This is a genomic window from Nonomuraea sp. NPDC050786, from assembly GCF_040654115.1.
Taxonomy (GTDB): Bacteria; Actinomycetota; Actinomycetes; order Streptosporangiales; family Streptosporangiaceae; genus Nonomuraea.
In genome coordinates this window covers 40432-64431 of record NZ_JBFAHJ010000040.1, presented here as the reverse complement: position 1 = coordinate 64431, position 24000 = coordinate 40432, and the positions used below count along the sequence as shown (strand labels likewise).

19 protein-coding genes are annotated in these 24000 nt (G+C 70.7%); 6 read left to right on the top strand and 13 right to left on the bottom strand.

What is annotated here, in order from left to right; all coding sequences use genetic code 11:
- The first annotated feature begins 67 nt into the window (after window positions 1-67).
- Complete coding sequence (locus tag AB0H84_RS46630) at window positions 68-1300, top strand: FxsB family cyclophane-forming radical SAM/SPASM peptide maturase (protein WP_357619651.1); 1233 nt, start codon at window positions 68-70, stop codon at window positions 1298-1300.
- Window positions 1297-2568, top strand: coding sequence for an HEXXH motif domain-containing protein (locus tag AB0H84_RS46625; protein ID WP_357619649.1), 1272 nt, complete (start codon window positions 1297-1299; stop codon window positions 2566-2568). Before AB0H84_RS46630 ends, AB0H84_RS46625 begins: the two co-directional genes overlap by 4 nt.
- Here the strand turns inward: AB0H84_RS46625 and fxsT are convergent.
- Window positions 2565-5084, bottom strand: a complete 2520-nt coding sequence (fxsT, locus tag AB0H84_RS46620; RefSeq protein WP_357619647.1) for an FxSxx-COOH system tetratricopeptide repeat protein — start codon at window positions 5082-5084, stop codon at window positions 2565-2567. The two genes, AB0H84_RS46625 and fxsT, sit on opposite strands and share 4 nt — an antisense overlap.
- A 199-nt stretch (window positions 5085-5283) precedes the next feature.
- Here fxsT and AB0H84_RS46615 point away from each other — a divergent pair, with 199 nt between their 5' ends.
- Both AB0H84_RS46615 and AB0H84_RS46610 read left to right on the top strand, forming a co-directional pair.
- A complete protein-coding gene (locus AB0H84_RS46615; RefSeq protein ID WP_357619645.1) occupies window positions 5284-5442 on the top strand; it encodes a hypothetical protein in 159 nt (52 codons plus the stop codon).
- A 166-nt stretch (window positions 5443-5608) separates the two neighbouring features.
- Entirely contained in the window at window positions 5609-7636 is a 2028-nt protein-coding gene (locus AB0H84_RS46610; RefSeq protein ID WP_357619643.1) for a tetratricopeptide repeat protein, read from the top strand.
- Between the two features lie 50 nt (window positions 7637-7686).
- Here the strand turns inward: AB0H84_RS46610 and AB0H84_RS46605 are convergent, their stop codons facing one another.
- Window positions 7687-8964: an MFS transporter gene (locus AB0H84_RS46605; protein WP_357619641.1), complete on the bottom strand. Its 1278-nt coding sequence runs from the start codon at window positions 8962-8964 to the stop codon at window positions 7687-7689.
- 245 nt (window positions 8965-9209) lie between these two features.
- On the opposite strand from AB0H84_RS46605, the gene AB0H84_RS46600 reads away from it, so the two are divergent.
- Window positions 9210-9995 (top strand): AAC(3) family N-acetyltransferase, encoded by a 786-nt coding sequence (locus AB0H84_RS46600; protein ID WP_357619639.1) that lies wholly within the window; start codon window positions 9210-9212, stop codon window positions 9993-9995.
- A gap of 10 nt (window positions 9996-10005) precedes the next feature.
- Here AB0H84_RS46600 and AB0H84_RS46595 read toward each other — a convergent pair whose 3' ends face one another.
- The 6 genes from AB0H84_RS46595 to AB0H84_RS46570 all read right to left on the bottom strand — a co-directional run bounded on the left by AB0H84_RS46595 (window position 10006) and on the right by AB0H84_RS46570 (window position 16933).
- Window positions 10006-10479 (bottom strand): GNAT family N-acetyltransferase, encoded by a 474-nt coding sequence (locus tag AB0H84_RS46595; protein ID WP_357619637.1) that lies wholly within the window; start codon window positions 10477-10479, stop codon window positions 10006-10008.
- Between the two features lie 157 nt (window positions 10480-10636).
- Entirely contained in the window at window positions 10637-11374 is a 738-nt protein-coding gene (dapB, locus tag AB0H84_RS46590; RefSeq protein ID WP_357619635.1) for a 4-hydroxy-tetrahydrodipicolinate reductase, read from the bottom strand.
- A 97-nt stretch (window positions 11375-11471) separates the two neighbouring features.
- Window positions 11472-12809 (bottom strand): pitrilysin family protein, encoded by a 1338-nt coding sequence (locus AB0H84_RS46585; protein ID WP_357619633.1) that lies wholly within the window; start codon window positions 12807-12809, stop codon window positions 11472-11474.
- Window positions 12810-12873: 64 nt separating this feature from the next.
- Window positions 12874-15258, bottom strand: a complete 2385-nt coding sequence (locus AB0H84_RS46580) for a polyribonucleotide nucleotidyltransferase (RefSeq protein ID WP_357619631.1) — start codon at window positions 15256-15258, stop codon at window positions 12874-12876.
- A 304-nt stretch (window positions 15259-15562) separates the two neighbouring features.
- Window positions 15563-15832: a 30S ribosomal protein S15 gene (gene rpsO, locus AB0H84_RS46575; protein ID WP_132592555.1), complete on the bottom strand. Its 270-nt coding sequence runs from the start codon at window positions 15830-15832 to the stop codon at window positions 15563-15565.
- A 162-nt stretch (window positions 15833-15994) separates the two neighbouring features.
- The gene (locus AB0H84_RS46570; RefSeq protein ID WP_357619629.1) at window positions 15995-16933 is read right to left on the bottom strand and encodes a bifunctional riboflavin kinase/FAD synthetase; all 939 of its coding nucleotides are present in this window, start codon (window positions 16931-16933) and stop codon (window positions 15995-15997) included.
- Window positions 16934-17015: 82 nt separating this feature from the next.
- Between AB0H84_RS46570 and AB0H84_RS46565 the strand changes: the two genes are divergently transcribed.
- Entirely contained in the window at window positions 17016-18035 is a 1020-nt protein-coding gene (locus tag AB0H84_RS46565; RefSeq protein ID WP_357619627.1) for an SAM-dependent methyltransferase, read from the top strand.
- Here the strand turns inward: AB0H84_RS46565 and truB are convergent.
- The 5 genes from truB to infB all read right to left on the bottom strand — a co-directional run bounded on the left by truB (window position 18032) and on the right by infB (window position 23960).
- Window positions 18032-18904 (bottom strand): tRNA pseudouridine(55) synthase TruB, encoded by an 873-nt coding sequence (gene truB / locus AB0H84_RS46560; RefSeq protein WP_357619626.1) that lies wholly within the window; start codon window positions 18902-18904, stop codon window positions 18032-18034. The two genes, AB0H84_RS46565 and truB, sit on opposite strands and share 4 nt — an antisense overlap.
- On the bottom strand, window positions 18904-19935 hold the full coding sequence (locus AB0H84_RS46555; protein ID WP_357619624.1) for a bifunctional oligoribonuclease/PAP phosphatase NrnA: 1032 nt from the start codon (window positions 19933-19935) through the stop codon (window positions 18904-18906). The genes truB and AB0H84_RS46555 overlap by 1 nt, the downstream gene beginning before the upstream one ends.
- Window positions 19932-20372: a 30S ribosome-binding factor RbfA gene (gene rbfA, locus AB0H84_RS46550; protein ID WP_357619622.1), complete on the bottom strand. Its 441-nt coding sequence runs from the start codon at window positions 20370-20372 to the stop codon at window positions 19932-19934. The genes AB0H84_RS46555 and rbfA overlap by 4 nt, the downstream gene beginning before the upstream one ends.
- 39 nt (window positions 20373-20411) lie before the next feature.
- Window positions 20412-20708, bottom strand: a complete 297-nt coding sequence (locus tag AB0H84_RS46545; RefSeq protein WP_357619620.1) for a DUF503 domain-containing protein — start codon at window positions 20706-20708, stop codon at window positions 20412-20414.
- A 117-nt stretch (window positions 20709-20825) separates the two neighbouring features.
- The gene (gene infB, locus AB0H84_RS46540) at window positions 20826-23960 is read right to left on the bottom strand and encodes a translation initiation factor IF-2 (protein ID WP_357619618.1); all 3135 of its coding nucleotides are present in this window, start codon (window positions 23958-23960) and stop codon (window positions 20826-20828) included.
- Window positions 23961-24000 lie beyond the last annotated feature (40 nt).

The following is a 24000-nucleotide window of genomic DNA, read 5'->3' as shown; positions in this document are numbered from 1 at the left end:
CGGGGCCAGCGCCGTTTCCCGCTCGATCGAGCCCAGGATGGGGCGCACGACGCATAAGGGGTAGCCGTTGTTAGGAAGCCCTGATTCGCAGCCGCTGCTCACCGGGGGATTCCCCCAATTACTCGACGTCGAGGCGCTGCTGGCGGGCGGCTGGAAACCGCTGGCGTTCCAGCAGTTCATTCTGAAGATCCACAGCCGCTGCGATCTCGCCTGCCGTCACTGCTACGTGTACGAGATGGCGGACCAGGGCTGGCGCGACCAGCCCCGCAGGATGTCCGACGCCATCGCCGACCGGGCCATCGAGCGGATCGCGGAGCACGCCACCCGGCACGATCTGCCGGAGATCGACGTCGTCCTGCACGGCGGCGAACCGCTGCTCGCGGGTCCCGGCCTCATCTCCCGGCTGGTACGCGGCATCCGGGGCGCGGTCAAGACCGGCACCCGGGTCAACGTCAACATCCAGACCAACGCGGTCCGGCTCGACGAGGAGTATCTGCGGCTGTTCGAGTCGCTGGAGATCCGCGTCGGGGTGAGCATGGACGGCTACGCGGAGGGCCACGACCGGCACCGCCGCTTCGCCAACGGGCGCGGCAGCCACGCCCTGGTCAGCGAGTCGCTGCGGCGGCTGACCGCGGGGCCGTACCATCACCTGTTCAGCGGGATCCTGTGCACGGTGGACGTGCGCAACGATCCGCTGCGCACGTACGAGGCGCTGCTGGCGCACGACCCGCCCGCGATCGACTTCCTGCTCCCGCACGGCAACTGGGCGACGCCGCCGCCCTTCCGCGTGCCGGGCTCCCCCGAGACGCCGTACGCCGACTGGCTGATCACGGTCTTCGACCGCTGGTACGACAGCCCGGTCCTGCAGACCGAGGTCCGGCTGTTCCGCGAGATCATGCGGCTGCTGATGGGCGGCCACTCCCGGGCGGAGTCCGTCGGGCTGTCGCCCATACGCATGCTCGTGATCGAGACCGACGGCAGCATCGAGCAGTCGGACATCCTGAAGAGCGCCTACCACGGCGCGCCCGAGACCCGGCTGCACATCCTGCGGGACCCGCTGGACGCGGCGCTGCGGCATCCGTCGATCATCGCGCGCCAGATCGGCGAGCTGGCGCTCTCCCCCGACTGCCGCCGCTGCGAGCTCGTGTCCACCTGCGGCGGCGGCCTCTACGCCCACCGCTACCGCCCGGACGCCGGCTTCTCCGAGCGCTCCGTCTACTGTCCCGACCTGTACCGGCTGATCTCGTACATCGGCGCGCGGTGCGAGCGCGACCTGGCGCGGCTGCGGGGAGCGGGATGAGCCCGTCCCCGCACCTGATCTCCCGCACGTCGTTCTCCGGGCTGGCCACCAGCGGCGGCGGCGCGAAGGCCGTGGGCGAGCTCTGCGCCGCGCAGGAGAGCAAGCACCGCCTGCTGGTGGGGCTGCTCGCGGCCGAGGCCGGGGCACACCCGCACGCCGCCCTCGTGGCCCGCGCCTACGAGGCGCTCTCCGAGATGGCGGAGGGCGCTCCCGAGGAGATCCGCCGCCTGTTCCGCCACCCCGCGGTGGGAGCGTGGGCGCTGAGCGTGTGCCGGGGCCACGCGGCCCCCGGGCGGCTGGCCGCGGTCGCCCTGGCCGCGGCCGTGCGCACGCGTACCGCCTGCCGCCTGGACGTGCCGGTCGGTGGCCCGCTCATGCTGCCCTCCGTGGGCCTGCTGAGCCTGCCCGGCGACCTGCCGGAGGTGGCCGAGGTGTCGGTCGAGCCCGCCGAGGGCGGGGCGGAGCTGCGGGTCGGCGGCCGTACGTACCGGGTGGACGTGTCGGGCGACCGGCCGGGCTGGCAGGTGCTCCATCGCGTCCCCGTCGCGCCCGGCGTGACGATCACCATCGACGACCTCGACCCGTACCGCTGGCCTGAGGACGACGCCGACGGGCGGCTGAGCGGCGAGCGGCGGCGCACGTGGGTCTCCTGCCTGCACGAGGCGTGGGAGATCCTGAACTCGCGTCACCTGACGGTGGCGGGCGAGGTGGCCGCCGCGGTCTCGGTGCTCACGCCCGTGGTCGCCCGGACGACCGACCAGCACAGCGCCTCGGCGCGGGTCACGTTCGGCACGATCGCGCTGTCCGACCCCATCGACGGAATGGGCATGGCGCTGACCCTCGCCCACGAGCTCCAGCACGCCAAGCTGGACGCGCTCAGCGCGCTGGTGGAGCTGACCCTGCCCGACGACGGGCGCCGCTTCTACGCGCCCTGGCGCCCGGACCCGCGCCCGCTCTTCAGCCTGCTGCACGGCGTGTACGCGCACGCGGGCGTGGCCGGGTTCTGGCGACGGCACACCCAGGACCCCGAGCACGGCACGAAGGCCCAGGTCGAGTTCGCCCACTGGCGCGAGGCGGCGTATCAGGCGAGCCGGACGCTCCTCGACAGCGGCGGGCTGACGGAGGCCGGCACCCACTTCGTGGTCACGCTCCACGACACACTGGGCCGCTGGCGGGCCGAGCCGGTGACGCCCGCCGCCGCCGCCCAGGCCCGCCTGCGGTCCGAGCACCACAGGAGGGCCTGGGTCAGGACGAACACCCAGGTCTAGATGGGCGGCGGGTCGAAGTCGCTGTGGAGCCGCTCGCCGGCGAGCACCGAGAGGGTCTCGGGGTGGTCGCGCCCGAGGACCGCGTCCATCCGCCGCGTCGTGTCCGCCAGCAACCGCTCGGCCTCCCTCTCGCTGCCCGTGGCCCGCAGGTCGAAGCTCAGGTTGGCGGCGCACACGAGGCTGAGGTAGTGGTCGGGGCCGAAGGCCGCCTGGATCCGCCGGTGGTTCTCCTCGCCCAGGCGGCGGGCCTCGTCGTGCAGGCCGAGCGCGGCCAGGTCGTTCTGCAGGTTGATGGCGCAGCTCACGGTGTAGTCGTGGTCGGCGCCGAGCCGCTCGGTGAGGCCGGCCAGGGCCCGTTCGCTGATCTGGCGGGCCTTGGCGGGGTCGCCGTTCAGGCGCGTGAGCAGCGCCAGGTTGATGCTGCACGCGTGGGTGAACGGGTGGTTGGGGCCGAACACGTCGGGATAGTGGTCGAGCCCGCGCTTGGCCAGCTGCAGCGCCTCCGCGACCTCGCCGTCGGCGCGCAGGGCGTTGGACAGGCCTAGGGCCGCGGCCATCGTGTCGGCGTGCACGTCCCCGTACAGCCGCTCCAGACGGGTGTGGGTGTCCCTCAGGAGCTCCAGGGCCTCGGGAAGCCGCCCGCTGCGGCGCAGGGAGATCGCGTAGTCCTTGGCCGCCAGCAGGGTGATGGGGTGGTCGTCGCCGAGCTGCGCCACGCCGTACTGGTACGCCTCCTCGGCCATGTCGGTGGCGACCTGCACCTGGCCGCCGAGCCGCACAGCCCGGCTCAGGTTGGTCCAGGTGGAGAGCAGGACGCGGCGCCCGACGCCTTCCGCGCTGCTCCTGTGCAGGTAGACGTCCTGCAGCAGCTTCCCGGCCGCGTCGTAGTCGCTCGTCAGCGCGTAGTCGATCGCCAGGTTGTTGCGGGCTTGCAGGGTTTCGCCGGACTGGGGGCCGGTCACCCGCTCGTATGCCTCGAGCAGCTCCTGGTCGCTCTGCCGTGCCTGGAAGAACTCGCCGCGGCCGCGGAGCGCTCCCGCGTTGCCGTTCTTCGCCCAGAGCGCCTCCAGGCGCTCCGGGCCGATCGTCTCGATCATCCCCTGCAGGGCCTCCGACATGAGCTCATAGGCTCTGGTGTAGAAGGTCAGGCCCAGGTAGACGAGGCCGAGGTGGATGCGGGCGGCCAGCACGTCGACGTGCCGGGCACCACTGGCCTCGGTCCACTTCGCGATGTACTGGTTCAGCAGTGCCTCCGCCTGCCTGTAGCTGCCTCGCACGTACAGGTAGCGCACCAGGTCGAGGGCGAACGTGCGCACGGACGGCACCGTGCAGTCGATGACGCCGGAAGGCTCCAGGTGGGCTGCCAGCTCCTCGAACCGGGGCCACCGGGCCGTGTCGTCGGGGTCGCTCGGCGCGGTGCCCGCCAGCAGCATGTGCACCTCGTGGCGCAGCTCCTCGCGGTCCTCCGGGCTGGTCTCGTCGCGGAGCAGCGCCTGGTTCAGCCGGTGGACCTGGAGGGTGCGGGTGGACGGCTCCACCTTGACCAGGGCGAGGCGCTCGAGGTTGCTCAGCGCGTTGGTGAGCATGATCGGGTCGGAAAGGATCTTTCCCAGGCGCGGGCCCACCGCCCGGTTGCCACGCCGGAACACGTCGCGCGGGATGGGCTCGGGGCCGAAGAACGCGCAGCAGCGCAGCAGCTCGACCGCCTGCGGCACGCGGTCCTCGAGCTGCGAGACCGACACCTGCCACGCCGCCGTCATGGACTGCGGATAGGTCGGCGACTTCTCCAGGCTGAGCACGGCGCCCGTCCGCTTCTTCACCAGGCTGACGTACTCGTCGACCGACATCAGCGTGCGCAGCAACAGGGCGGCGGCCTGCTCGAGCGCGAGCGGGAGGTCGCCGAGCACCTCCGCCACCTGGTTGGCCTCCGGCTCGGTCATCGCACTGCCGAGGCGCTTGAGCAGGAACGCCATGCTCTCCTCGCGCTTGAACACGTCGACCGCGACCGTGTCCTCGTAGTCGCTCCAGCGCGAGTTGCGGGAGGTGATGATGACGTGGCCGGTCCCTCGGGGGATGTAGTCCTTGATCAGGTCTGGCTCTTCGGCGTTGTCGAAGATCACCAGCCAGCTCCGGTAGGGCACCCCGCTCTGCAAGGCGCGCAACACCGACTGCGCCGCCTGCTCCACGCCGGTGCTGGTGGCGGGCGGCAGGCCCAGCGCGGTGGCCATCGCGGCCAGCGACGAGGGCACGAGCATGGGCTGGTCGGCCGAGACCCACCAGACCAGGTCGTAATGGCTGCGGTACTGCCAGGCGTACTCGACGGCCAGCTGGGTCTTGCCCACACCGCCGAGGCCCTGCAGCGCCATGGGCTGCGCCACAACGGCGGTCACGGGGCTGATGCTCTTTCTCAGGGAGAGCAGCAGGTCCGCTCGGCCGGTGAAGTTCGGATTGCGCTTCGGGACCCGTTCCCAGACCTGTGGCGCGCGCGCCGCCATGGAGTGCGAGTTTTCCGACACGTAGATCCTCCGCTCCGCGCCCGTACAGGTTGTTATATCTCTATGGCCCTATCGTAAAGGTTGATTAGTCGAGCGGTTTATCACAGAATTAATACACATAAAAAATCTTGCCCGGCCCTGGCGGGCAAGATCTGTGCGCACGCTCATAAGCGCCCACATGTCACCCGGCATTCGGGTGACCGAAAAGGACGGAGTGCACATGCGTGACGGGCAGTATGGTTCGGGCAAGCTGATCGACGTGACAGGCGTTTCCCTGCGCAAGCTCCACGAGATGGACAGCGCCGCGCTCCGGGACGTGCTGACCGCGTGCCTGACCGACGACAAGGAGCAAATGGCACGCTTCCAGAGCTCCATCTAACGACATACTCCGCATATCCCACCAGTGGCCCTGAAACCGGGCGCGCCCGGGCGAAATTCATCTCCGCGGTGGGTGTGCCGGCCGCGCCGGACGTGCAAGGATTATCGATCTCCTTGACCGTCACGCAGGAAATGTGCGATGAAACGCGGCTGCGGAGGGAATCGCCATGACGACTTCCGGCATGGGTGCGCAGGCGGCGCCGGGACCGTACAGGGGCTCGCGCGCTTTTCGCGCCGAGGACCGACACCGATTCTTCGGGCGCGGCGCCGAATCCCACGTAGTGCGCAAGCTGTGGCGGGAGCAGCGGCTGACCGTCCTGTACGGCGCCTCGGGGATCGGGAAGACCTCGCTTCTCCAGGCGGGCGTCATGCCGCTGTTCAGCCCCGGCGCGGTCGACCTCCTCCCGCTCGGCCGGGTGTCCTACGGGTCGTCCTTCCCGTGGGCCGCGCTGCCTGCCCACAATCCGTACGTTCTCGCGCTGCTGATGTCGTGGACCCCGCCGGCGCCGCCCACCGGGCTGGTGGGCATGACCATTCCGGCGTTCCTCCGCTCCCGGCCGGTCAAGCGTGACGCCTTCGGCGAGCCGACGCCGATCCTGATGGCCATCGACCAGGTCGAGGAGCTGTTCACCGGCGGGCAGGGGCAGCAGCCGTACCGTCGCTGGTTCTTCGGCCAGCTCGCCGAGGCGCTCCGTGACCACCCCCGCCTCCGCCTGCTGCTGTCGATCCGCGCGGACCGGCTCCCCGACCTCATGAAGTACGAGCGCGAACTCGCCAAGACCCTCAAGGACGAACCCGGGCCCGGCGACTCAGGCCCCGAGCGTTACGCCCTGGAGGCGCTCGGCTTCGACAGCGCGCTGGAAGCGGTCACCAGGCCGGTGGAGGGCACCGGACGCGCGTTCGCCGAGGGCGCGGCCCAGCAGGTGGTGCGGGACCTCATCGCGATCAGGACGCGCGCGGGCAGCCGGCAGCGGGGCCAGGCGGTGGAGCCGGCCCAGCTGCAGGTGGTCTGCGAGTCGCTGTGGCGGTCGCTGCCCCCGGAGACCAGCGAGATCAGAAGGGGCGACGTGCTCAGGTACGCCGACCAGGCGCTGTCCGAGCACTACGCCAGGCAGCTCAGGGAGATCGCCGTCGAACGCTTCAACGGCGACGTCCGCCTGCTGACCACCTGGCTGCGGCTGACCTTCCCCGGCCGGGCCGGTGGCGGACCGCAGGCCGTCCGGCAGAGCGCGATCAGGTCGGCGGGGGTCGGCAGGACCGTGGTGGCCCTGCTGGTGAAGCGCCGTCTCCTCCGGGCCGACGAGCAGCTGGGCGAGAGCTCGTACGAGCTGGCGTACGACCGGCTGCTCCAGCCGGTCGAGCAGGACGAGCAGCGGGTTGAGGCCATTCCCGTCGAGCTGCGCTCCGAGGACTGCCTGCGCGAGGCGGAAGGCGCGCTGCGCGAGGGCGATCTCTTCCTGGCCGCCCGGCTCGGCGAGGAGGCGCTGGCCCGGGCGCAGGAGCACGACCTCACGCTGCGCGCGCAGATCGAGTCGCTGCTGGGCAACGTCGCCCATCAGCACGAAGAACTGGACCAGGCCATCGCCCACTACGCCTCGGCCGCCAGGAGCTTCGAGACCGCCGGGGCGGCGGCCGCCGTCGGCCCGCTGCTCACGGCCATCGGGAGGCTGCGGCTGGCACAGGGCTCGCCCGCGGCGGCCGTACGCGAGCTGCACGCCGCGATGATCCGCGTGCCGGCGGATCTGACGATCCAGACCGAGCTGGCCTGGGCGCTGTGGCAAGGCGGGCATCCCGACGCGGCCGTGGGCGTGCTCAACGGGGTGCTCGACAGGCAGGGCAACAACATCGACGCCCTGCTCGGCCGCGGCCAGATCCTGGCCGGCATGGGGCGGCCGCAGGCCGCGCTCCGCGATCTCGAGCGGGCGGGGCCGCTGCGCTGGCCGTTCGCCAAGGTCGCGCACGCGCTCGCGCTCGCGCAGACCGAGCGCGTGCGGGAAGCCCAGCAGGAGATGGTGGAGGCGCTGGCCGAGGCCGTGGATCACGGGCCGGTGCTGCTGTACGCGGCGCGCGTGGAGGAGCTGGCGGGCCGGACCTCCTCGGCCGCGGCGCTGGCCCAGCAGGCTATCGCGGCCTCGGCCCCCGCGATTCCCGAGCACATGACCGGGGACGCCCGGCGGCTGGCCCGCGTCGAGTGAAGACCCCGCCCGTCAGGCAGCCGCTCGCCTTCCGGTGAAGGCCGCGCCCGTCAGGCGGTGCTTCCCGGGGAGACCGGCACCAGGTAGGCGCGCAGCACCCGCAGGCGGGTGGCCGGCACCGCCACGCCGAGCATCGCGAGGAGCAGCACGAAGGAGCCGCCCGCCACCCCGAACCAGGTCACCAGGAAGCCGCCCAGCGGCGCCGCGAGGCAGATCGCGCCGTGGGACGTCAGCCGGGAGACGCCGACCACACGGGCCAGCGTCTTCGGCGGGATGCACTCCACCTCGATCGCCCTGATGCACACGTTGCTCACCGCCCCGCCGAAGCCCGTGATGAACAGCGCCACGGCGAAGAAGACCGCCCGGATCTCCAGCATCGCGCCGAGCGCCGCGGTGCAGAGCGCCGCGACCCAGACCCACATGTGAACGAGCAGGATCGAACGCATCGGCCGCCTGAGATAAGGAGTCAGGGCCGCTCCGACGGCTCCCCCGACGCCGGCGGACGCCAGCACGAGCCCGACCGTCAACGACGTGAGACCGCTGGAACCGGCCACGAAGATCATGATCATCGTGTTCACCATCAGATTGGTGATGGCGATGAGCGCGACCGACGCGCGGAGAAACGGCTGGTGCCTGAGCGCCCGGAATCCGGCCAGCAGGTCGCGCCGCCAGGGCGGACGCACCGGCAGCCGGCTGGGCCCCTCGCGCATCCCCAGGAAGAGCAGGAACGACACGGCGAAGAGCACGGCGTTGACCGCGAAAGGCATCAGGTAGCCCAGCCCGAACAGGTAACCGCCGAGCGGCTTGCCCGCGAGCGAGGCCAGATGGCTGGCGCTCTCCGTCCGCGCCAGCGCGTACCGCAGCCCGGTCCGTTCCACCAGGGACGGCACCAAGGACATCTCGGCGAGCATGTAGAGCACCCACATCGCGCCCTCCACGAGCGCGGCCAGGATCACGTGCGGCAGCCACACGTGACCGGAGAACAGCAGCGCCACGCACACGCTCACCACGGTCAGCCCGCGCACGGATTCGGCGAAGAGCACAATCGAGCGAGGCGGTATTCGGTCGACCAGAATCCCGCCAGGAACATAGAGGATCAGAATGGGGAGAGTCAGGGCAAATCCGGTCCAACCCGCCGCAGCGGGCGAGCCGGTTACCGAGAGCGCCAGAAGCGGATAAACCACACCGAGAGTGCGGGTGCCGACCGTGGAAATGGCCGAGCCGGCCCAGACGCGAACGAAGTCCGGCGTCCAAGGAGGCGGCGAGCCGCGCCGTGCCGCGTAAGTTCCTTCCACGCCCCCGCCCCAGCCGCTTCCCTCGGGCCGCATGACCTCTGCGTCATCAATACGCGTGGGAACAGCGACATACTGCTTGCAACGGGATGCACGGGAAAACGTCGGCCACCATATCGGCGCTGCAACCCGTTGAAGTATAGCCAGGCAACGTGCAGGCAGGAGGCATTCTGGCTCTCCCAATTCCGTACGTTTACCGACCTAATCGCACTGTTTACGGTAACTATCGCATAATAAGGCGATCAGGAGTAATGGCCGCTTGGATGGTGACCTCACACCCTATGATCAACAATGCCCGTTTATCACGCGAACTCGCCGCCTTGGGGATCGGCCCCGGGCAGGTCGTGCTCGTGCACTCCTCGCTCAGCCGTCTCGGCCACGTCGAGGGCGGCCCCGGCACGGTGGTCGCCGTGCTGCGCGAGCTGCTCGGCGGCGACGGCACTCTCACCGTCCCGAGCGGCACCTCCGCCAACTCCGACACCTCACCGCACTACCGCGGCGCCACCGCCGGAATGAGCCCGGACGAGATCACCCGCTACCGCTCGGCGATGCCGGCCTACGACCCCCGTACCAGCCCGTCCACGTCGATGGGCGTGATCGCCGAGTGCGTACGCACCCTGCCCGGCGCCCTCCGCAGCGCCCACCCGCAGACGTCCTTCGCCGCCATCGGGCCACGGGCGGCGGCGATCACGGGCGGGCACGCCCGCGACTGCCTCCTCGGCGAGCGCTCGCCGCTCGCCCGGCTCTACGACGCCGGGGCCCTGATCCTGCTGCTCGGCGTCGGCTACGACAAGTGCACCGCGTTCCACCTGGCCGAATACCGCTACACCAGCGACCCGCCGCGGCGCAGCTACCGCGCCGTGGTCGACGACGGGCGGGGGCCCGAATGGTGCGAGTTCGTGGACGTGGACGTGGACGTGAGCGACTTCGAGGCCCTCGGCGCGGATTTCGACGGGACCGGCGCGGTGCGGCGCGGACGGGTCGGCGCGGCCGAGGCCCGCCTGTTCCCGCTGATCGCCGCCGTGGACTACGCCGTCGACTGGTTCGCCACCCACCGCAGGCGCTAGGCGTACCCGGCTAGCGGCGCATCACCACGCGGGGCGCGACCTCGATCCCCAGCTCGCGCTCGTGCTCCACCACCGCGCGCAGCTCCGGCCCCCACTCCTCCTCGGGCATCACCGAGAAGCCGTGCCGCGCGTACCACCGCGCGTTCCAGGGCACGTCCCGGTACGTCGTCAGCGTCACGGCCGGTGCGCCGGCGGCACGCGCGTGGTCGGTCACCGCCGCCATCAGCCGCCCGCCGATGCCCTGGCGCATGCTCCGCGGATGCACCGCCAGCTGCTCCAGGTGCAGGTTGCCGTCCACCCACCCGATCATCGCGAACCCGGCCGGAGGGTCTCCCTCCACGAGGACGACGCCGGGATCGTCCACCTCTTCGATCATGGTCGTGCCGGGCGGGAAGACGATGCCCACCTGCTCGAAAAGCCCGTCCGCCGCCCGCTCCACGGCGGCCAGCCCGGCCAGCTCGTCCGCCTCGGCCCATCGCACCATGCCGACACGATCTCATGTTTCAGGCGGATCTCGCCGCTCGTATTAGTGTTTGTGCTCGTAGGCTCGGCTGTGCGGAGCCGGGACCCTCTCCTCACGGCGTGCCCACGACCGTACGGTGGTGGGCACGTCGTGTGCGGCCAGAGATCGCACCCGGGCCTCAGAGGTCGAGGAGTGGCTCCAGGCCCAGGGTGAGGCCGGGCAGCTCGCGCACGCGGCGCACCCCGAGCAGCACGCCCGGCGTGAACGCCGACCTGCTCATCGTGTCGTGCCGGATCGTGAGGATCTCGCCGGCGCCGCCCAGCAGCACCTCCTGGTGCGCGATCAGCCCGGACAGCCGCACCGCGTGCACGTGCACGCCGCCGACGTCGGCCCCGCGGGCCCCGTCGAGCGCGGTGCTCGTGGCGTCGGGCATCTGGCCGAGCCCCGCCTTGGCACGGGCCTCGGCGACCAGCTCGGCCGTGCGCCGGGCGGTGCCGGACGGCGCGTCAGCCTTGTTGGGATGGTGCAGCTCGACGATCTCGACGGACTCGAAATAGCGGGCCGCCTGCTGGGCGAAGTGCATCATGAGCACGGCCGCGATGCCGAAGTTGGGGGCGATCAGGCAGTGGGTGCCCGGCGACTCGGCCAGCCACCCGCGCACGGTCTCCAGCCGCCCCTCGTCGAAGCCGGTCGTGCCCACCACCGGGTGGATGCCGTGCCGGATCGCCCACTCGAGGTTGCCCATGACCACGTCGGGATGGGTGAAGTCGACCACCACCTCGGCGCCCTCGAGCCCCTCGACGGAGTCGTCCTTGTCGAGCGCGGCCACCAGCTCCATGTCGGTGGCCGCCTCGACCGCTTTGCACACCTCGACGCCCACCCGCCCGCGGGCGCCCAGCACACCTACCCTGATCACACGCCAACCTTATACCAGCAAGAAACCTGCTCATCGGCCTGCCGTCCTACTGTTGTGGCAGCTCAAGACCGTAACGGCAGTCCGTTTAGCAGGTTTCTCACTGTCGAATGGCGTCGGAGAAGTCCTTATCACCGTACGGGCCGATCACGGCGAGCGTGAGCGGCCGTTCGAGCACGTCCCTGGCCACCTCGTCGATCTCGTCGGGGGTGACCGCCTCGATGCGGGACAGCACCTCGTCCACCGACATCAACTCGTCGTAGACCAGCTCGTTCTTGCCGATGCGCGACATGCGCGAGCCGGTGTCCTCCAGGCCGAGCACGAGCCCGCCGCGCATCTGCCCCTTGCCGCGCATGATCTCGTCGGCGCTCAGGCCCTCGGCCACCACCCTGGACACCTCGTCCCGGCAGATCTTGAGCACGTCGTCGATCTTCGACGGCAGGCAGCCCACATAGATGCCGAACTGGCCGGTGTCGGCGTAGGCCGAGGTGTAGCTGTAGGCGGAGTAGGCCAGGCCGCGCTTCTCCCTGATCTCCTGGAAGAGCCTGGACGACATGCCGCCGCCCAGCGCCGCGTTGAGCACGCCGAACGCGAACCTGCGGTCGTCCGTACGGGACAGACCGGTCGTGCCGAGCACCAGGTTGGCCTGCTCGGTCGGCCGGTCGAGCACCCGCACGCCCGAGCGGGTCTCCGCCCCGGGGCCGCTGGTGCGCGGCGGGGCGAACTCGGCGGGGCCGCCCAGCGCGCCCGCCCGCTCGTACGCCCTGGTGACCAGCTCGACGACCTCTTCGTGCCGTACGTTGCCCGCGACGGACACGACGGTGCGGCGAGGCCGGTAGTAGCGGTGGTAGTACTCGGCGATCCGGTCGCGACCGAGCGCGTTGATCGAGTCGACGGTGCCGAGAATGGGCCGGCCGATCGGCGAGTCGCCGTAGAGCGCGGCGGCGAACTGCTCGTGCACCACGTCGGAGGGGTCGTCGTCGTGCATGGCGATCTCCTCGAGGATCACGCCGCGCTCGGACTCGACGTCCTGCTCCGTGACGAGCGAGCTGGTCACCACGTCGGCGAGCACGTCCACCGCGATCGGCAGGTCCTCGTCGAGCACGCGTGCGTAGTAGCACGTGTACTCCTTGGCGGTGAAGGCGTTGATCTCACCGCCGATGCCCTCGATGGAGGCGGAGATCTCCATCGCGTCGCGCGTGGGGGTGCCTTTGAAGAGCAGGTGCTCGAGGAAGTGGGTGGCCCCCATGTGCTCGGGGGCCTCGTCGCGCGATCCGATGCCGACCCACATACCGACCGCGACACTGCGCACGGTCGGCATGGTCTCGGTCACCACGCGGAGCCCACCGGGGAGGACGGTGCGCCTCACCACCCCGGCGCCGTCCCTGCCGGGGTGCAGCGTGGTCGTACTCACAGGGCCTCCGAGGTGCCGCCGCATCGTCCAGTGAGACCGGCCGTGAGCCCCTCCGCGAGGGGCTCACGACCGAGGTTGGTCAGATCTCTCACGAGTTCCGGTCGTCCCCGTCGTTACCGCTGCCGCTGCCGCGGGTGCGAACGCGGGTCCGGGTGCGGCGGGGCCGCTCCGGCTTCTCCTCGCCGGCCGGCTCGCCGGCGGCCTCCTCGGCAGGCGGAGCCTCGGCGGACTCGGGCGCCTCGGCTCCAGCAGCGGCCCCAGTAGCGGCCCCAGTAGCGGCCTTCGCCTCCTTCTCGGCGGCCTCCTTCTCGATGACCTCGACGGGCACCAGCGAGAGCTTGCCCCGGGCGTCGATCTCGGCGATCTCGACCTGGATCTTCTCGCCGACGCTCATCACGTCTTCGACGTTCTCGATGCGCTTGCCGCCGTGCAGCTTGCGGATCTGCGAGACGTGCAGCAGACCGTCCTTGCCGGGCAGCAGCGAGATGAACGCGCCGAAGGCGGCGATCTTGACGACCGTGCCGATGTAGCGCTCACCGACCTCCGGCATGTGCGGGTTGGCGATGGCGTTGATCGCGGAGCGGGCCGCCTCGGCGGACGGGCCGTCGGTGGCGCCGATGTAGATCGTGCCGTCGTCCTCGATGGTGATCTCGGCGCCCGTGTCGTCCTGGATCTGGTTGATCATCTTGCCCTTCGGGCCGATGACCTCGCCGATCTTGTCGACCGGGACCTTGATGGTGATGATGCGCGGCGCGGTCGGGTTCATCTCGGCCGGGGAGGCGATCGCCTCCTGCATCACGTCGAGGATCGCCAGGCGGGCGCCCTTGGCCTGCTTGAGCGCGGCGGCCAGCACGCTCGCCGGGATGCCGTCGAGCTTGGTGTCGAGCTGCAGCGCGGTGATGACGTCCTTGGTGCCGGCGACCTTGAAGTCCATGTCGCCCATGGCGTCCTCGGCGCCGAGGATGTCGGTCAGGGTGACGTACGTGTCGCCCTCGCCGATCAGGCCCATCGCGATGCCCGCGACCATCTCCTTCAGCGGCACACCGGCGTCCAGCAGCGCCATCGTGGACGCGCAGACCGAGCCCATCGAGGTGGAGCCGTTGGAGCCGAGCGCCTCGGAGACCTGGCGGATGGCGTACGGGAACTCCTCGCGGGTCGGGAGCACCGGGATCAGCGCCCGCTCGGCCAGCGCGCCGTGACCGATCTCGCGGCGCTTGGGCGAGCCCACCCGGCCGGTCTCGCCGGTGGAGTAGGGCGGGAAGTTGTAGTTGTGCATGTAGCGCTTGGTCCGCTCAGGGTTGAGCGTGTCGATGACCTGCTCCATGCGGAGCATGTTGAGGGTGGTGATGCCCAGGATCTGGGTCTCACCGCGCTCGAACAGCGCCGAACCGTGCACCCGGGGCACCACGTGGACCTCGGCCGACAGGGCGCGGATGTCCTTGGTGCCGCGGCCGTCGATGCGGATGCCCTCCTTGATGACCCGCTCGCGCATGAGCTTCTTCATCACCGAGCGGTAGGCGGCGGAGATCTCCTTCTCGCGGCCCTCGAACTCGGGCAGGAGCTTCTCGGCGGCCAGCGCCTTGACCTTCTCCAGCTCGTTCTCGCGATCCTGCTTACCCGCGATCGTCAGCGCGGCGGCCAGCTCGGTCTTCACCGCGGCCTCGACCGCGTTGTAGACGTCCTCCTGGTAGTCGAGGAAGACCGGGTATTCGGCCGTCTCCTTGGCCGCGACCTGCGCGATGCGCGACTGCGCCTCGCACAGCACCTTGATGAACGGCTTGGCGGCCTCCAGGCCCTGCGCGACGGTCTCCTCGGTCGGCGCCACGGCGCCCTCGGCGACCAGCTTGAGCGTGTCCCTGGTGGACTCGGCCTCGACCATCATGATCGCGACATCGCCGTCGGCGAGCACGCGGCCCGCCACGACCATGTCGAACGTGGCCCGCTCCAGCTCGGGGTGGGTCGGGAAAGCGACCCACTGGCCGTCGATCAGCGCGACGCGCACCCCGCCGATCGGGCCCGAGAACGGCAGCCCGGCGAGCTGGGTGGACAGCGACGCGGCGTTGATCGCGACGACGTCGTAGAGGTGGTCGGGGTTGAGCGCCATCACGGTGGCGACGACCTGGATCTCGTTACGCAGGCCCTTGACGAACGACGGGCGCAGCGGCCGGTCGATCAGCCGGCAGGTGAGGATCGCGTCCTCGGAGGGACGGCCCTCGCGCCGGAAGAACGAGCCGGGGATGCGGCCCGCGGCGTACATGCGCTCTTCGACGTCGACCGTGAGCGGGAAGAAGTCGAAGTTCTCCTTGGGCGCCTTCGACGCGGTGGTGGCTGAGAGCACCATGGTGTCGCTGTCGAGGTAGGCGACGGCGGAGCCCGCCGCCTGGCGCGCGAGACGACCGGTCTCGAACCGGATCGTGCGTGTGCCGAATGCGCCGTTGTCTATGACGGCTTCAGCAGTGTGGACACCCTCCACGGGGGACCTCCTTGTGGTCGGTCTCCCGCGCCCTTTTTCTCACCGGCACCCTCGTTAGGTGCAGCGCCGGTCTTCGATCGAAGCGCCCGGTCAAAGTCACTGTCAAAGTTCCTACCGGAAGCCACTACCGAGGACCGGCCCGCAGGCGTCGCGGGTCGCATGGTGCTGAGCGGACGCGGGGGCTGTGTGTCTCGGATCTTCAGTTGTACGTCAGGCGCGACGGGGTTTCCACACCGCCACGCGCCCGACCATATGGCTCTACCCATATGAGAAGGGAGCGGCGCGTTCGCCGCTCCCTTTCATGTTATCGGCGCAGGCCGAGCCGCTCGATGAGCGACCGGTAGCGCTGGATGTCGACCTTCTGCAGGTACTTCAGCAGGCGACGCCGGCGACCGACGAGCAGAAGCAGGCCACGACGGCTGTGGTGGTCGTGCTTGTGCGTCTTCAGGTGCTCGGTGAGCTCGCTGATGCGCTTGCTCAGCAGCGCGATCTGCACCTCGGGCGACCCGGTGTCGCCTTCGGCCGTCGCGTATTCGCTGATGATGGACTTCTTGGCAGCGGTGTCGAGGGACACGGCTCTCCTTTGAGCTACGGGCACGCACGAATGAAATTGAGAGTGCGAACGACCGTGCGTGCCTACAGTCGCCGCGATGAAGGCCGTCATGGGCAGCGCGCAGCGCCGCCGCTACAGAGCCGACATGCAAGGCTACCACTTCACGCGGAGTGCTCGGACGACTCAGCTCGTGAGGCGGCGGGTGGCGTCGGCGTCGGCCTGGATCTGGGCGATCAGCGCGTCGATCGACTCGAAGCGCGTGTTGCCGCGCAGGCGGGCGGCGAACTCGACCGCCACGTGCACCCCGTACAGCTCCAGGTCGTCCCGGTCCAGCGCGTAGGCCTCGACCGTCCGCGGCACCCCCTCGAACGTCGGATTGGTGCCGATCGAGATCGCCGCCGGCCAGCGCTCGCCCGCGTAGAGCGGGGGCAGGTTGGCCACCTGCACGCACTCCAGCCACCCCGCGTAGACCCCGTCGGCCGGGATGGCCGTGTGCTGCGGCGTCTCGACGTTCGCGGTCGGGAAGCCCAGCTGGCGTCCCCGCTGGTAGCCGCGCACGACCACGCCTTCCACCCGGTGCGGCCGGCCGAGCTGCTCGCGCGCGCCCTCGACGTCGCCTTCGACGAGCCGTTGGCGGATGGCGGTCGAGGAGACGGCGCCGAGCGGTCCGGACAGCAGCGGCACGACCTCCACCTCGAAGTCGTACTTGTCGCCCAGCGTCCGCAGAGTCTCGACGTCGCCGCTCGCCTGGTGGCCGAAGACGAAGTTCTCCCCCACCACCACGACGGCCGCCCGCAGCCGCTCGGCCAGCACGTTCTGGGCGAAGTCGTCCGGGCTCGTCCGCGACACGTCGAGCGTGAACTCCACCACGTCGATCTCGTCCACACCCAGGCCGGCCAGCAGCTCGGCCCGGCGCCGCGGGCTGGTGAGCCGCTGTGGGCGCGACCCGGGCCGCACCACCTCCTCGGGATGCGGCTCGAACGTGACGGCCACGCTACGCAGCCCACGCTCACGGGCGACGGCGACGGCCCGCTCGACCACCCGCTGGTGCCCGCGGTGGACCCCGTCGTACACGCCTATGGTGACGACAGACCTTCCCGAACCCTGCACGCTAGGCCCCATTCGCTCGTGGCGGATCAATCCGACACAAGCCTGCCACGCGCGTCAGTATTCCTTCCAATTGATGGAGATAGGATCGGGCATCATGCCTCGTTACGCGCTTCTGATCCTGCCTGCATTCAACCGGGTCTACGGGGAGAGCTCCGTCCGGTTGACCCGGAACGAGCTGGCCGTGTTCGACGCGCGCGGGCTGGGCGGCAAGGTGGTGGAGAGCGAGGAGACCACCATCGGCGGTGTGCCGTATGTGACGTTCGAGACATCAGCGGACCTGAGCGCGTCGGATATATCGCTTTTGTCCAACCTTTCCGCTGTTTACGCGATTTTTGGCATCGAAGGGGAGCTGCTCCGCCCCCTCACGATGAGCTCGCTCGACCGGCTGAGCAGCGACCTGATCACCATCCAGAAGTACGCGGGAAAGACCAACGAGCACTTCACCAAGCTGCTCCTCAACGTCACCGCGCTGGCCGGCGAGAAGGGCCTCGGCGAGCGGCTGGCGGTGTTCGACCCGCTCTGCGGGCGCGGCACGACGCTCAACCAGGCCCTCATGTACGGCTACGACGCCTACGGGCTCGACGTCGACGGCAAGGACTTCGAGGCCTACACCGGGTTCATCAAGACCTGGCTGCGTAACAAGCGGCTCAAGCACACCGCCGAGACCGTGCCGGTCCGGCGCGAGCGGGCCCTGGTGGGACGGCGGCTGAACGTGACCTTCGGGCTGTCGAAGGAGGCCTTCAAGACCGGTGACGTCCAGCACCTGGCCATGGTGAACGCCGGCACGCTCAAGAGCAGGGACTTCTTCAAGCCGCGCTCGTTCGACGTCCTGGTGACCGACACCCCCTACGGCGTCCAGCACGGCAGCAAGGGCGGCAGCGGGCTGTCGCGGAGCCCTCTGGAGCTGCTGAGGCAGGCCGTGCCGGTCTGGGCCGAGCTGCTGCGTCCAGGAGGCGCCATGGGCATCTCCTGGAACACCTACGGGGGCAAGAGGTCCGAGCTGGCCCAGATCCTCACCGGGGCGGGGCTCGAGGTGATGGACTACCCCGACTTCGAGCACTGGGTGGACCAGGCGATCGTCCGCGACATCATCGTCGCCCGCAAACCCGCCTAGGGGACGAAGACGGCGACCGGCTTGGCCACCCGGCCCTGCTCCTCCACCAGCGCCAGCAGCTCGCCCTCGGGCCCGAACACGCCGATCGGCCCCTTCCCGAGCCCGGCGGCGCCCAGCCGCCCGCCATGCCCGATGACCCTGGCCTCCTCGGCCGTCACATCGCGGCGCGGGAACGCCGCCGCCACCGCCTCGCCGATGGGCAGGATCACGCACTCCTCGGCGAGCTGCTCGATGGTCCTGGCCAGCGACAGGTCGTAAGGCCCGACGCGGGTGCGCCGCAGCCGTGTCAGATGTCCCCCGACCCCGAGCGCCGCCCCCAGGTCGCGGGCCAGCGCGCGGATGTAGGTGCCGCTGGAGCAGGTCACGACCGCGTCCACGTCCACGACGTCATCGTGGGCCCGGATGTCGAGCACCTCGAACGTCCGCACGGTGACGGGCCGGGCCGACAGCTCGACCTCCTCACCGGCGCGTGCCTTCTTGTAGGCGCGCTGCCCGTTCACCTTGATCGCGCTCACCTGCGGCGGGATCTGCATGATCTCGCCCGTCAGCGCGGCGACGCCCTTGTGGATCTCGGCGGCCGTCACCCCCGAGGCCGATGCCGTGGCGGTGGCCTCGCCCTCGGCGTCGTCGGTGTTGGTGCTGACGCCGAGCCGGATCGTGGCCTCGTACACCTTCTCGGTCAGCGTCAGGTGCCCAAGCAGCCGGGTGGCCTTCTCCACGCCGACGACGAGCACGCCCGTCGCCATCGGGTCGAGCGTGCCCGCGTGCCCCACCCGGCGGGTGCCCGCGATGCGCCGCATCTTGGCCACCACGTCGTGGGACGTCCACTCGCCCGGCTTGTCGACGATGATCAATCCGCTCTCGGCCATCAGACCTTCCCCAGCTCGCGCCGGAACGCGGCCATCGTCTTCTCCACACTGTCGTACGAGGTGTATCCGGCCGCGTTGTGATGACCGCCGCCGCCCAGCGCCGCGCACACGGCTCCCACGTCGGCCCTGCCCTTGGACCGGGTCGACACCTGCCAGTGGCCGTGGTCGTCCTCCTTGAGCACGACCGCGACCTCGGCCTCGTCGGTACGCCGCACGATGTCGATGATGCCTTCCAGCTCCGCGTACGGCAGCCCCTGCGCGGCCCGGTCGACCCGCGTCACGTAGGTCCACACCAGGCCGTCCTCCAGCACCGCCCGGTCCAGCGCGGCGGCCAGCACCTTCAGGTAACCGAACGGCGAGCGGTCCCACAGCTCGCGGGCGATCTCGTCGGTCCGCAGCCCGGTCGCGACGAGCCTGGCCGCCATCTGGTGCACGGCCGGCGTGGTCGAGGAGTGCCTGAACGACCCCGTGTCGGTCACCAGCCCCGCGTACAGGCAGGTGGCGATGTCGCGGTCGAGCCGCCCGCGGAGCCGGTAGATGAGCTGCTCGGCCAGCATGGCGGTGGCGGCCGCCGTGGAGTCGATGAGGCTGAGCGTGCCGAAGCCCTCGTTGGAGGGGTGGTGGTCCATGACGATGACCTCGCGTGCCCTGGCTGTGTTGTCACGCAGCAGCCCCAGGCGCTCGAACGTCGAGGCGTCGAAGGTGATCATCAGCGAGGGAGCGGCGGGATAGTCCTCCGGCGGCACCAGCATCTCCTGCCCCGGCAGGAACCGCAGCAGGCGCGGCACCACGAAGTGATGGTCGCCGAACGACGCCACGACCCGCTTGCCCATCGACCGCAGCGCGAACCCGACGGCCAGCATCGAGCCGAGCGCGTCGCCGTCCGGTGTGACATGGCAGGCGAGCGCGATCTCCTCGGCCTGGCCGATCAGCCGCACCGCACGGTCCCAGGCAGCCTCAGGGACCGCGGTGCCTGTCAGGGAGTTCGCGCGGGACGGACGGCCGGCCCTGTCGCGTACGTCGGGCGTCACTCCTCGTCGTCCTCACCCTCGTCGGGCTTCCTGTAGGGGTCGGCCTCACCGGCGTAGGCAGCGCCCTCCGCCTGGCGCGCGACCTCGGCGTCCCGCGCCCTGGCGGCGAGGATCAGGTCGTCGAGGTGGCGCGCGCTGTCGGGCAGCGGGTCGTGCTTGAACGTCAGCGTCGGGGCGAAGCGGACACCGGTCTGGCGGCCCACCTCGGAGCGGATGATCCCCTTGGCGCTCTCGAGGGCGGCCGCGCTGTCGGCCCGCTCGGCGTCGGAGCCGAACACCGTGTAGAACACCGTGGCCTCGCGCAGGTCGGGCGTGACGCGGGCGTCGGTCACGGTGACGAAGCCCAGGCGCGGGTCCTTGATCCGGCGTTCCAGCATCTCGGCGACGATCTGCTGGATGCGGTCGGCGAGCTTGCGCGCTCGTGCGGCATCCACCATGTTCGCTCCCCCTCACGCACGACGTGGCCGTGCAGTCGTTCAATCTTCGTCGTTGTAGAGCCGGTGCCTGGCGGACAGCAGCTCGATCTCAGGGCGGAAGGCCACCATCCGCTCGCAGGCGTCCAGCACCTCCTTGCAGTTTCCCGCGGAGGCGGAGACCACGGCGATGCCGACCTCGGCCCTGCGGTGCAGGTCGAGATGGCCGGTCTCAGCCACCGCGATGCTGGGGTAACGGCGCTGCAGCTCGGCGATCAGCGGCCGTACGACAGAGCGCTTCTGCTTCAGCGACCTGACGTCGCCGAGCAGGATGTCCAGGGTCAGAGCACCCACATACATCGTTGGCAACCACCGCTTGACCTGGTGTGAACGCACGACCGGCCTGCTGCGGTGGGGACCAGGCCAGGGCGTGCGAGAAGCGCCCGGCGGATGTCCCGCCGGGCGCCCGGCCGCGCGTCACACGCGCGGCTTCTCCCGCATCTCGAACGTCTCGATCACGTCGTCGATCCGGATGTCGTTGTATCCGACACCGATGCCGCACTCGAAGCCCTCGCGGACCTCGGTCGCGTCATCCTTGAAGCGACGCAGGGACGAGACGGTCAGGTTGTCGGCGATGACGACGCCATCGCGGATCAGCCTGGCCTTGCTGTTGCGGACGATCACGCCGGAGCGGACCAGCGAACCGGCGACGTTGCCGATCTTCGGCACCTTGAAGACCTCGCGGACTTCGGCGGTGCCCATCTGGACCTCTTCGAACTCGGGCTTGAGCATGCCCTTGAGCGCCGCTTCGATCTCCTCGATCGCCTGGTAGATGACCGAGTAGTAGCGGATGTCGACGCCCTCGCGCTCGGCCAGGTCGCGCGCCCGGGGCTCGGGGCGGACGTTGAAGCCGATGATGACCGCGTTGTCGTCGGCGACGGCCAGGTTGACGTCGTACTCGGTGATCGCGCCGACCGCGCGGTGCAGGACACGGAGCCTGACCTCGTCGCCGACGTCGATCTTGAGCAGGGCGTCTTCCAGGGCCTCCACCGAACCGGACACGTCACCCTTGATGATGAGCTTGAGCTCGTCGACGCGGCCCTTCTCGAGGTCGCTGAAGAGCTCTTCGAGGGTGCGGCGACGGCTCGACTTCGCCATGTCGGCGCTGCGCTTGCGCGCCGCGCGCTGCTGGGCGATCTGCCGGGCCATCCGGTCGTCGGTGACCACGATGAAGTTGTCACCGGCGCTCGGCACGGCCGTCAGACCCATCACCAGGACCGGACGGGACGGCGTGGCCTCCTCGACCGCGTCGCCGTTGTCGTCGAGCATCGCGCGGACGCGGCCGAAGGCCTCGCCACACACGATCGAGTCGCCGACGCGGAGCGTGCCGCGCTGGACCAGGACGGTCGCGACAGGGCCGCGGCCCTTGTCGAGGTGCGCCTCGATCGCGATGCCCTGGGCGTCCATCGTCGGGTTGGCCCGCAGGTCGAGCTCGGCGTCCGCGGTCAGCAGGATGGCCTCGAGGAGGTTGTCGATGCCCGTGCCGTTCTTCGCCGAGATGTCGACGAACAGCGTCGAGCCACCGTACTCCTCGGCCACCAGGCCGTACTCGGTGAGCTGGGCACGGACCTTGTTGGGGTCGGCGCCCTCCTTGTCGACCTTGTTGACCGCGACCACGATCGGCACGTCGGCCGCCTGGGCGTGGTTGAGAGCCTCGATCGTCTGCGGCTTCACACCGTCGTCGGCCGCGACCACCAGCACCGCGATGTCGGTGGACTTGGCGCCTCGGGCACGCATGGCGGTGAACGCCTCGTGACCCGGGGTGTCGATGAAGGTGATCTTCCGGTCTTCGCCCTCGTGCTCGGTGGCGACCTGGTAAGCGCCGATGTGCTGGGTGATGCCACCCGCCTCGCGCGCCACCACGTTGGTCTTGCGGATGGCGTCGAGCAGCTTGGTCTTACCGTGGTCGACGTGACCCATGACGGTCACGACCGGCGGACGCGCGGCCAGGTCGGCCTCGTCGCCCTCGTCCTCGCCGAACTCGATGTCGAAGGCCTCGAGAAGCTCGCGGTCCTCCTCCTCCGGGCTGACGACCTGGATGTTGTAGTCCAGCTCGGTGCCGAGGATCTGCAGCGTGTCCTCGCTCACCGACTGCGTCGCGGTCACCATCTCGCCGAGGTGCAGCATGATCTGCACCAGCGAGGCCGGGTTCGCGCCGATGCGGTCGGCGAAGTCGGACAGCGACGCGCCGCGCGGAAGGCGGATCGTCGCGCCGTTGCCACGAGCGACCTGCACGCCGCCGATCGCCGGCGCCGACATGTTGTCGAACTCCTGGCGCCTCTGCCGCTTCGACTTGCGCCCGCGAGCCGGACGGCCGCCGGGACGCCCGAAGGCACCCGCGGTGCCGCCACCACGGCCACGACCGCCGGGGCCGGGACGGCCGCCGAAGCCACCGCCGCCGCCACCGGGACCACCGGTGCCGGTGCGCTGACCGGTGCCGCCGCCACCCGGACGGCCGGCGAAGCCGCCGCCACCGCCGCCGGGACGACCGCCACCGCCACCGGGACGGCCACCGCCGCCACCGCCGGGACGACCGCCACCGCCGCCACCGCCACCCGGACGGCCACCGCCGCCGGGACCGGCAGGACGACCCTGCGGCATCATCATCGGGTTGGGACGCGGACCGCCGGGACGGGGACCGCCCGCACCGGGACCAGGACGCGGACCACCGGCACCGGGCGGGCCGGGACGCGGACCGGGCCTGGGACCGGCGTCGCCGGTGCCGCTACGGCCCTGCGGCGGACGCGGGATCGCGCCGTCACGGTCACGCGGCGGGCCGTCGCGACGCTCGCGCTGGCCGGGGCCGCCTCCGTCACGCTGGCCACCCGAACGCGGCGGACGGGACTGGCCCATGCCGCTGGCGGTCGAGGAGAACGGGTTGTTACCGGGACGCGGACCGCGCGGGCCGGGCTTGGGACCCGGGCCGGGACGCGGGCCACCACCGGTGGGCGCGCCCGGACGCGGCGCCTGCCGGTCGCCACGGTCACCACGGTCGGCGCGGTCGCCGCCGCCCGAGGGCCCGGGACGGGGCGCGGGACCCGGCCTGGGGCCGGGACGGGCGCCGCCGGGGCCGGGACGCGGACCCGGAGCCGGAGTCGGGCGCGCGGGCGCGCCACTCTCGAATCGTGCTTGCGGAGCCCCGGACGTCTCACCGCGAGCGGCCTCCGGCTGCTGCTGAGGCTGGTGCGGCATGGGCACCGGCGGGCGCGGCTGACCGCCGCCCGCGGGGCCGGGACGCGGGCCGGGCTTGGGACCCGGACCCGGACGCGGGGCTGAGGGGACCGGCGCCTGCGTGGCGCCGTTACCGGCCTGGCCTTCCGCCGGCCGGGGAGCAGCCTTCGGCGGCTGCGGCTTGTTGGACGGCTGTCCGCCGCCCCTGGAGGGCCCACCCTTCGATGCGCCCAGAGCTTCGGTGAGCCTGCGGACCACCGGCGCCTCGATGGTCGAGGACGCCGAACGGACGAACTCTCCCATCTCTTGGAGCTTGGCCATGACGACCTTGCTCTCTACGCCGAACTCCTTAGCGAGCTCGTATACCCGGACCTTCGCCACTGCACTCCCTTACTCGGCCCGGGAGGCTGGCTATGCCGTC

What these genes read in the sequence shown, in the direction of transcription:
- AB0H84_RS46625 (WP_357619649.1), top strand. Translation starts at nt 1,297, where the DNA reads ATGAGCCCGTCCCCGCACCTGATCTCCCGCACGTCGTTCTCCGGGCTG.
- AB0H84_RS46595 (WP_357619637.1), bottom strand. Translation starts at nt 10,479, where the DNA reads ATGGTGCGATGGGCCGAGGCGGACGAGCTGGCCGGGCTGGCCGCCGTG.
- AB0H84_RS46545 (WP_357619620.1), bottom strand. Translation starts at nt 20,708, where the DNA reads ATGTATGTGGGTGCTCTGACCCTGGACATCCTGCTCGGCGACGTCAGG.
- rbfA (WP_357619622.1), bottom strand. Translation starts at nt 20,372, where the DNA reads ATGGTGGATGCCGCACGAGCGCGCAAGCTCGCCGACCGCATCCAGCAG.
- truB (WP_357619626.1), bottom strand. Translation starts at nt 18,904, where the DNA reads ATGGCCGAGAGCGGATTGATCATCGTCGACAAGCCGGGCGAGTGGACG.
- AB0H84_RS46570 (WP_357619629.1), bottom strand. Translation starts at nt 16,933, where the DNA reads ATGGGGCCTAGCGTGCAGGGTTCGGGAAGGTCTGTCGTCACCATAGGC.
- AB0H84_RS46600 (WP_357619639.1), top strand. Translation starts at nt 9,210, where the DNA reads ATGATCAACAATGCCCGTTTATCACGCGAACTCGCCGCCTTGGGGATC.
- AB0H84_RS46605 (WP_357619641.1), bottom strand. Translation starts at nt 8,964, where the DNA reads ATGCGGCCCGAGGGAAGCGGCTGGGGCGGGGGCGTGGAAGGAACTTAC.
- AB0H84_RS46615 (WP_357619645.1), top strand. Translation starts at nt 5,284, where the DNA reads ATGCGTGACGGGCAGTATGGTTCGGGCAAGCTGATCGACGTGACAGGC.
- AB0H84_RS46610 (WP_357619643.1), top strand. Translation starts at nt 5,609, where the DNA reads ATGACGACTTCCGGCATGGGTGCGCAGGCGGCGCCGGGACCGTACAGG.
- AB0H84_RS46565 (WP_357619627.1), top strand. Translation starts at nt 17,016, where the DNA reads ATGCCTCGTTACGCGCTTCTGATCCTGCCTGCATTCAACCGGGTCTAC.
- AB0H84_RS46585 (WP_357619633.1), bottom strand. Translation starts at nt 12,809, where the DNA reads ATGCGGCGGCACCTCGGAGGCCCTGTGAGTACGACCACGCTGCACCCC.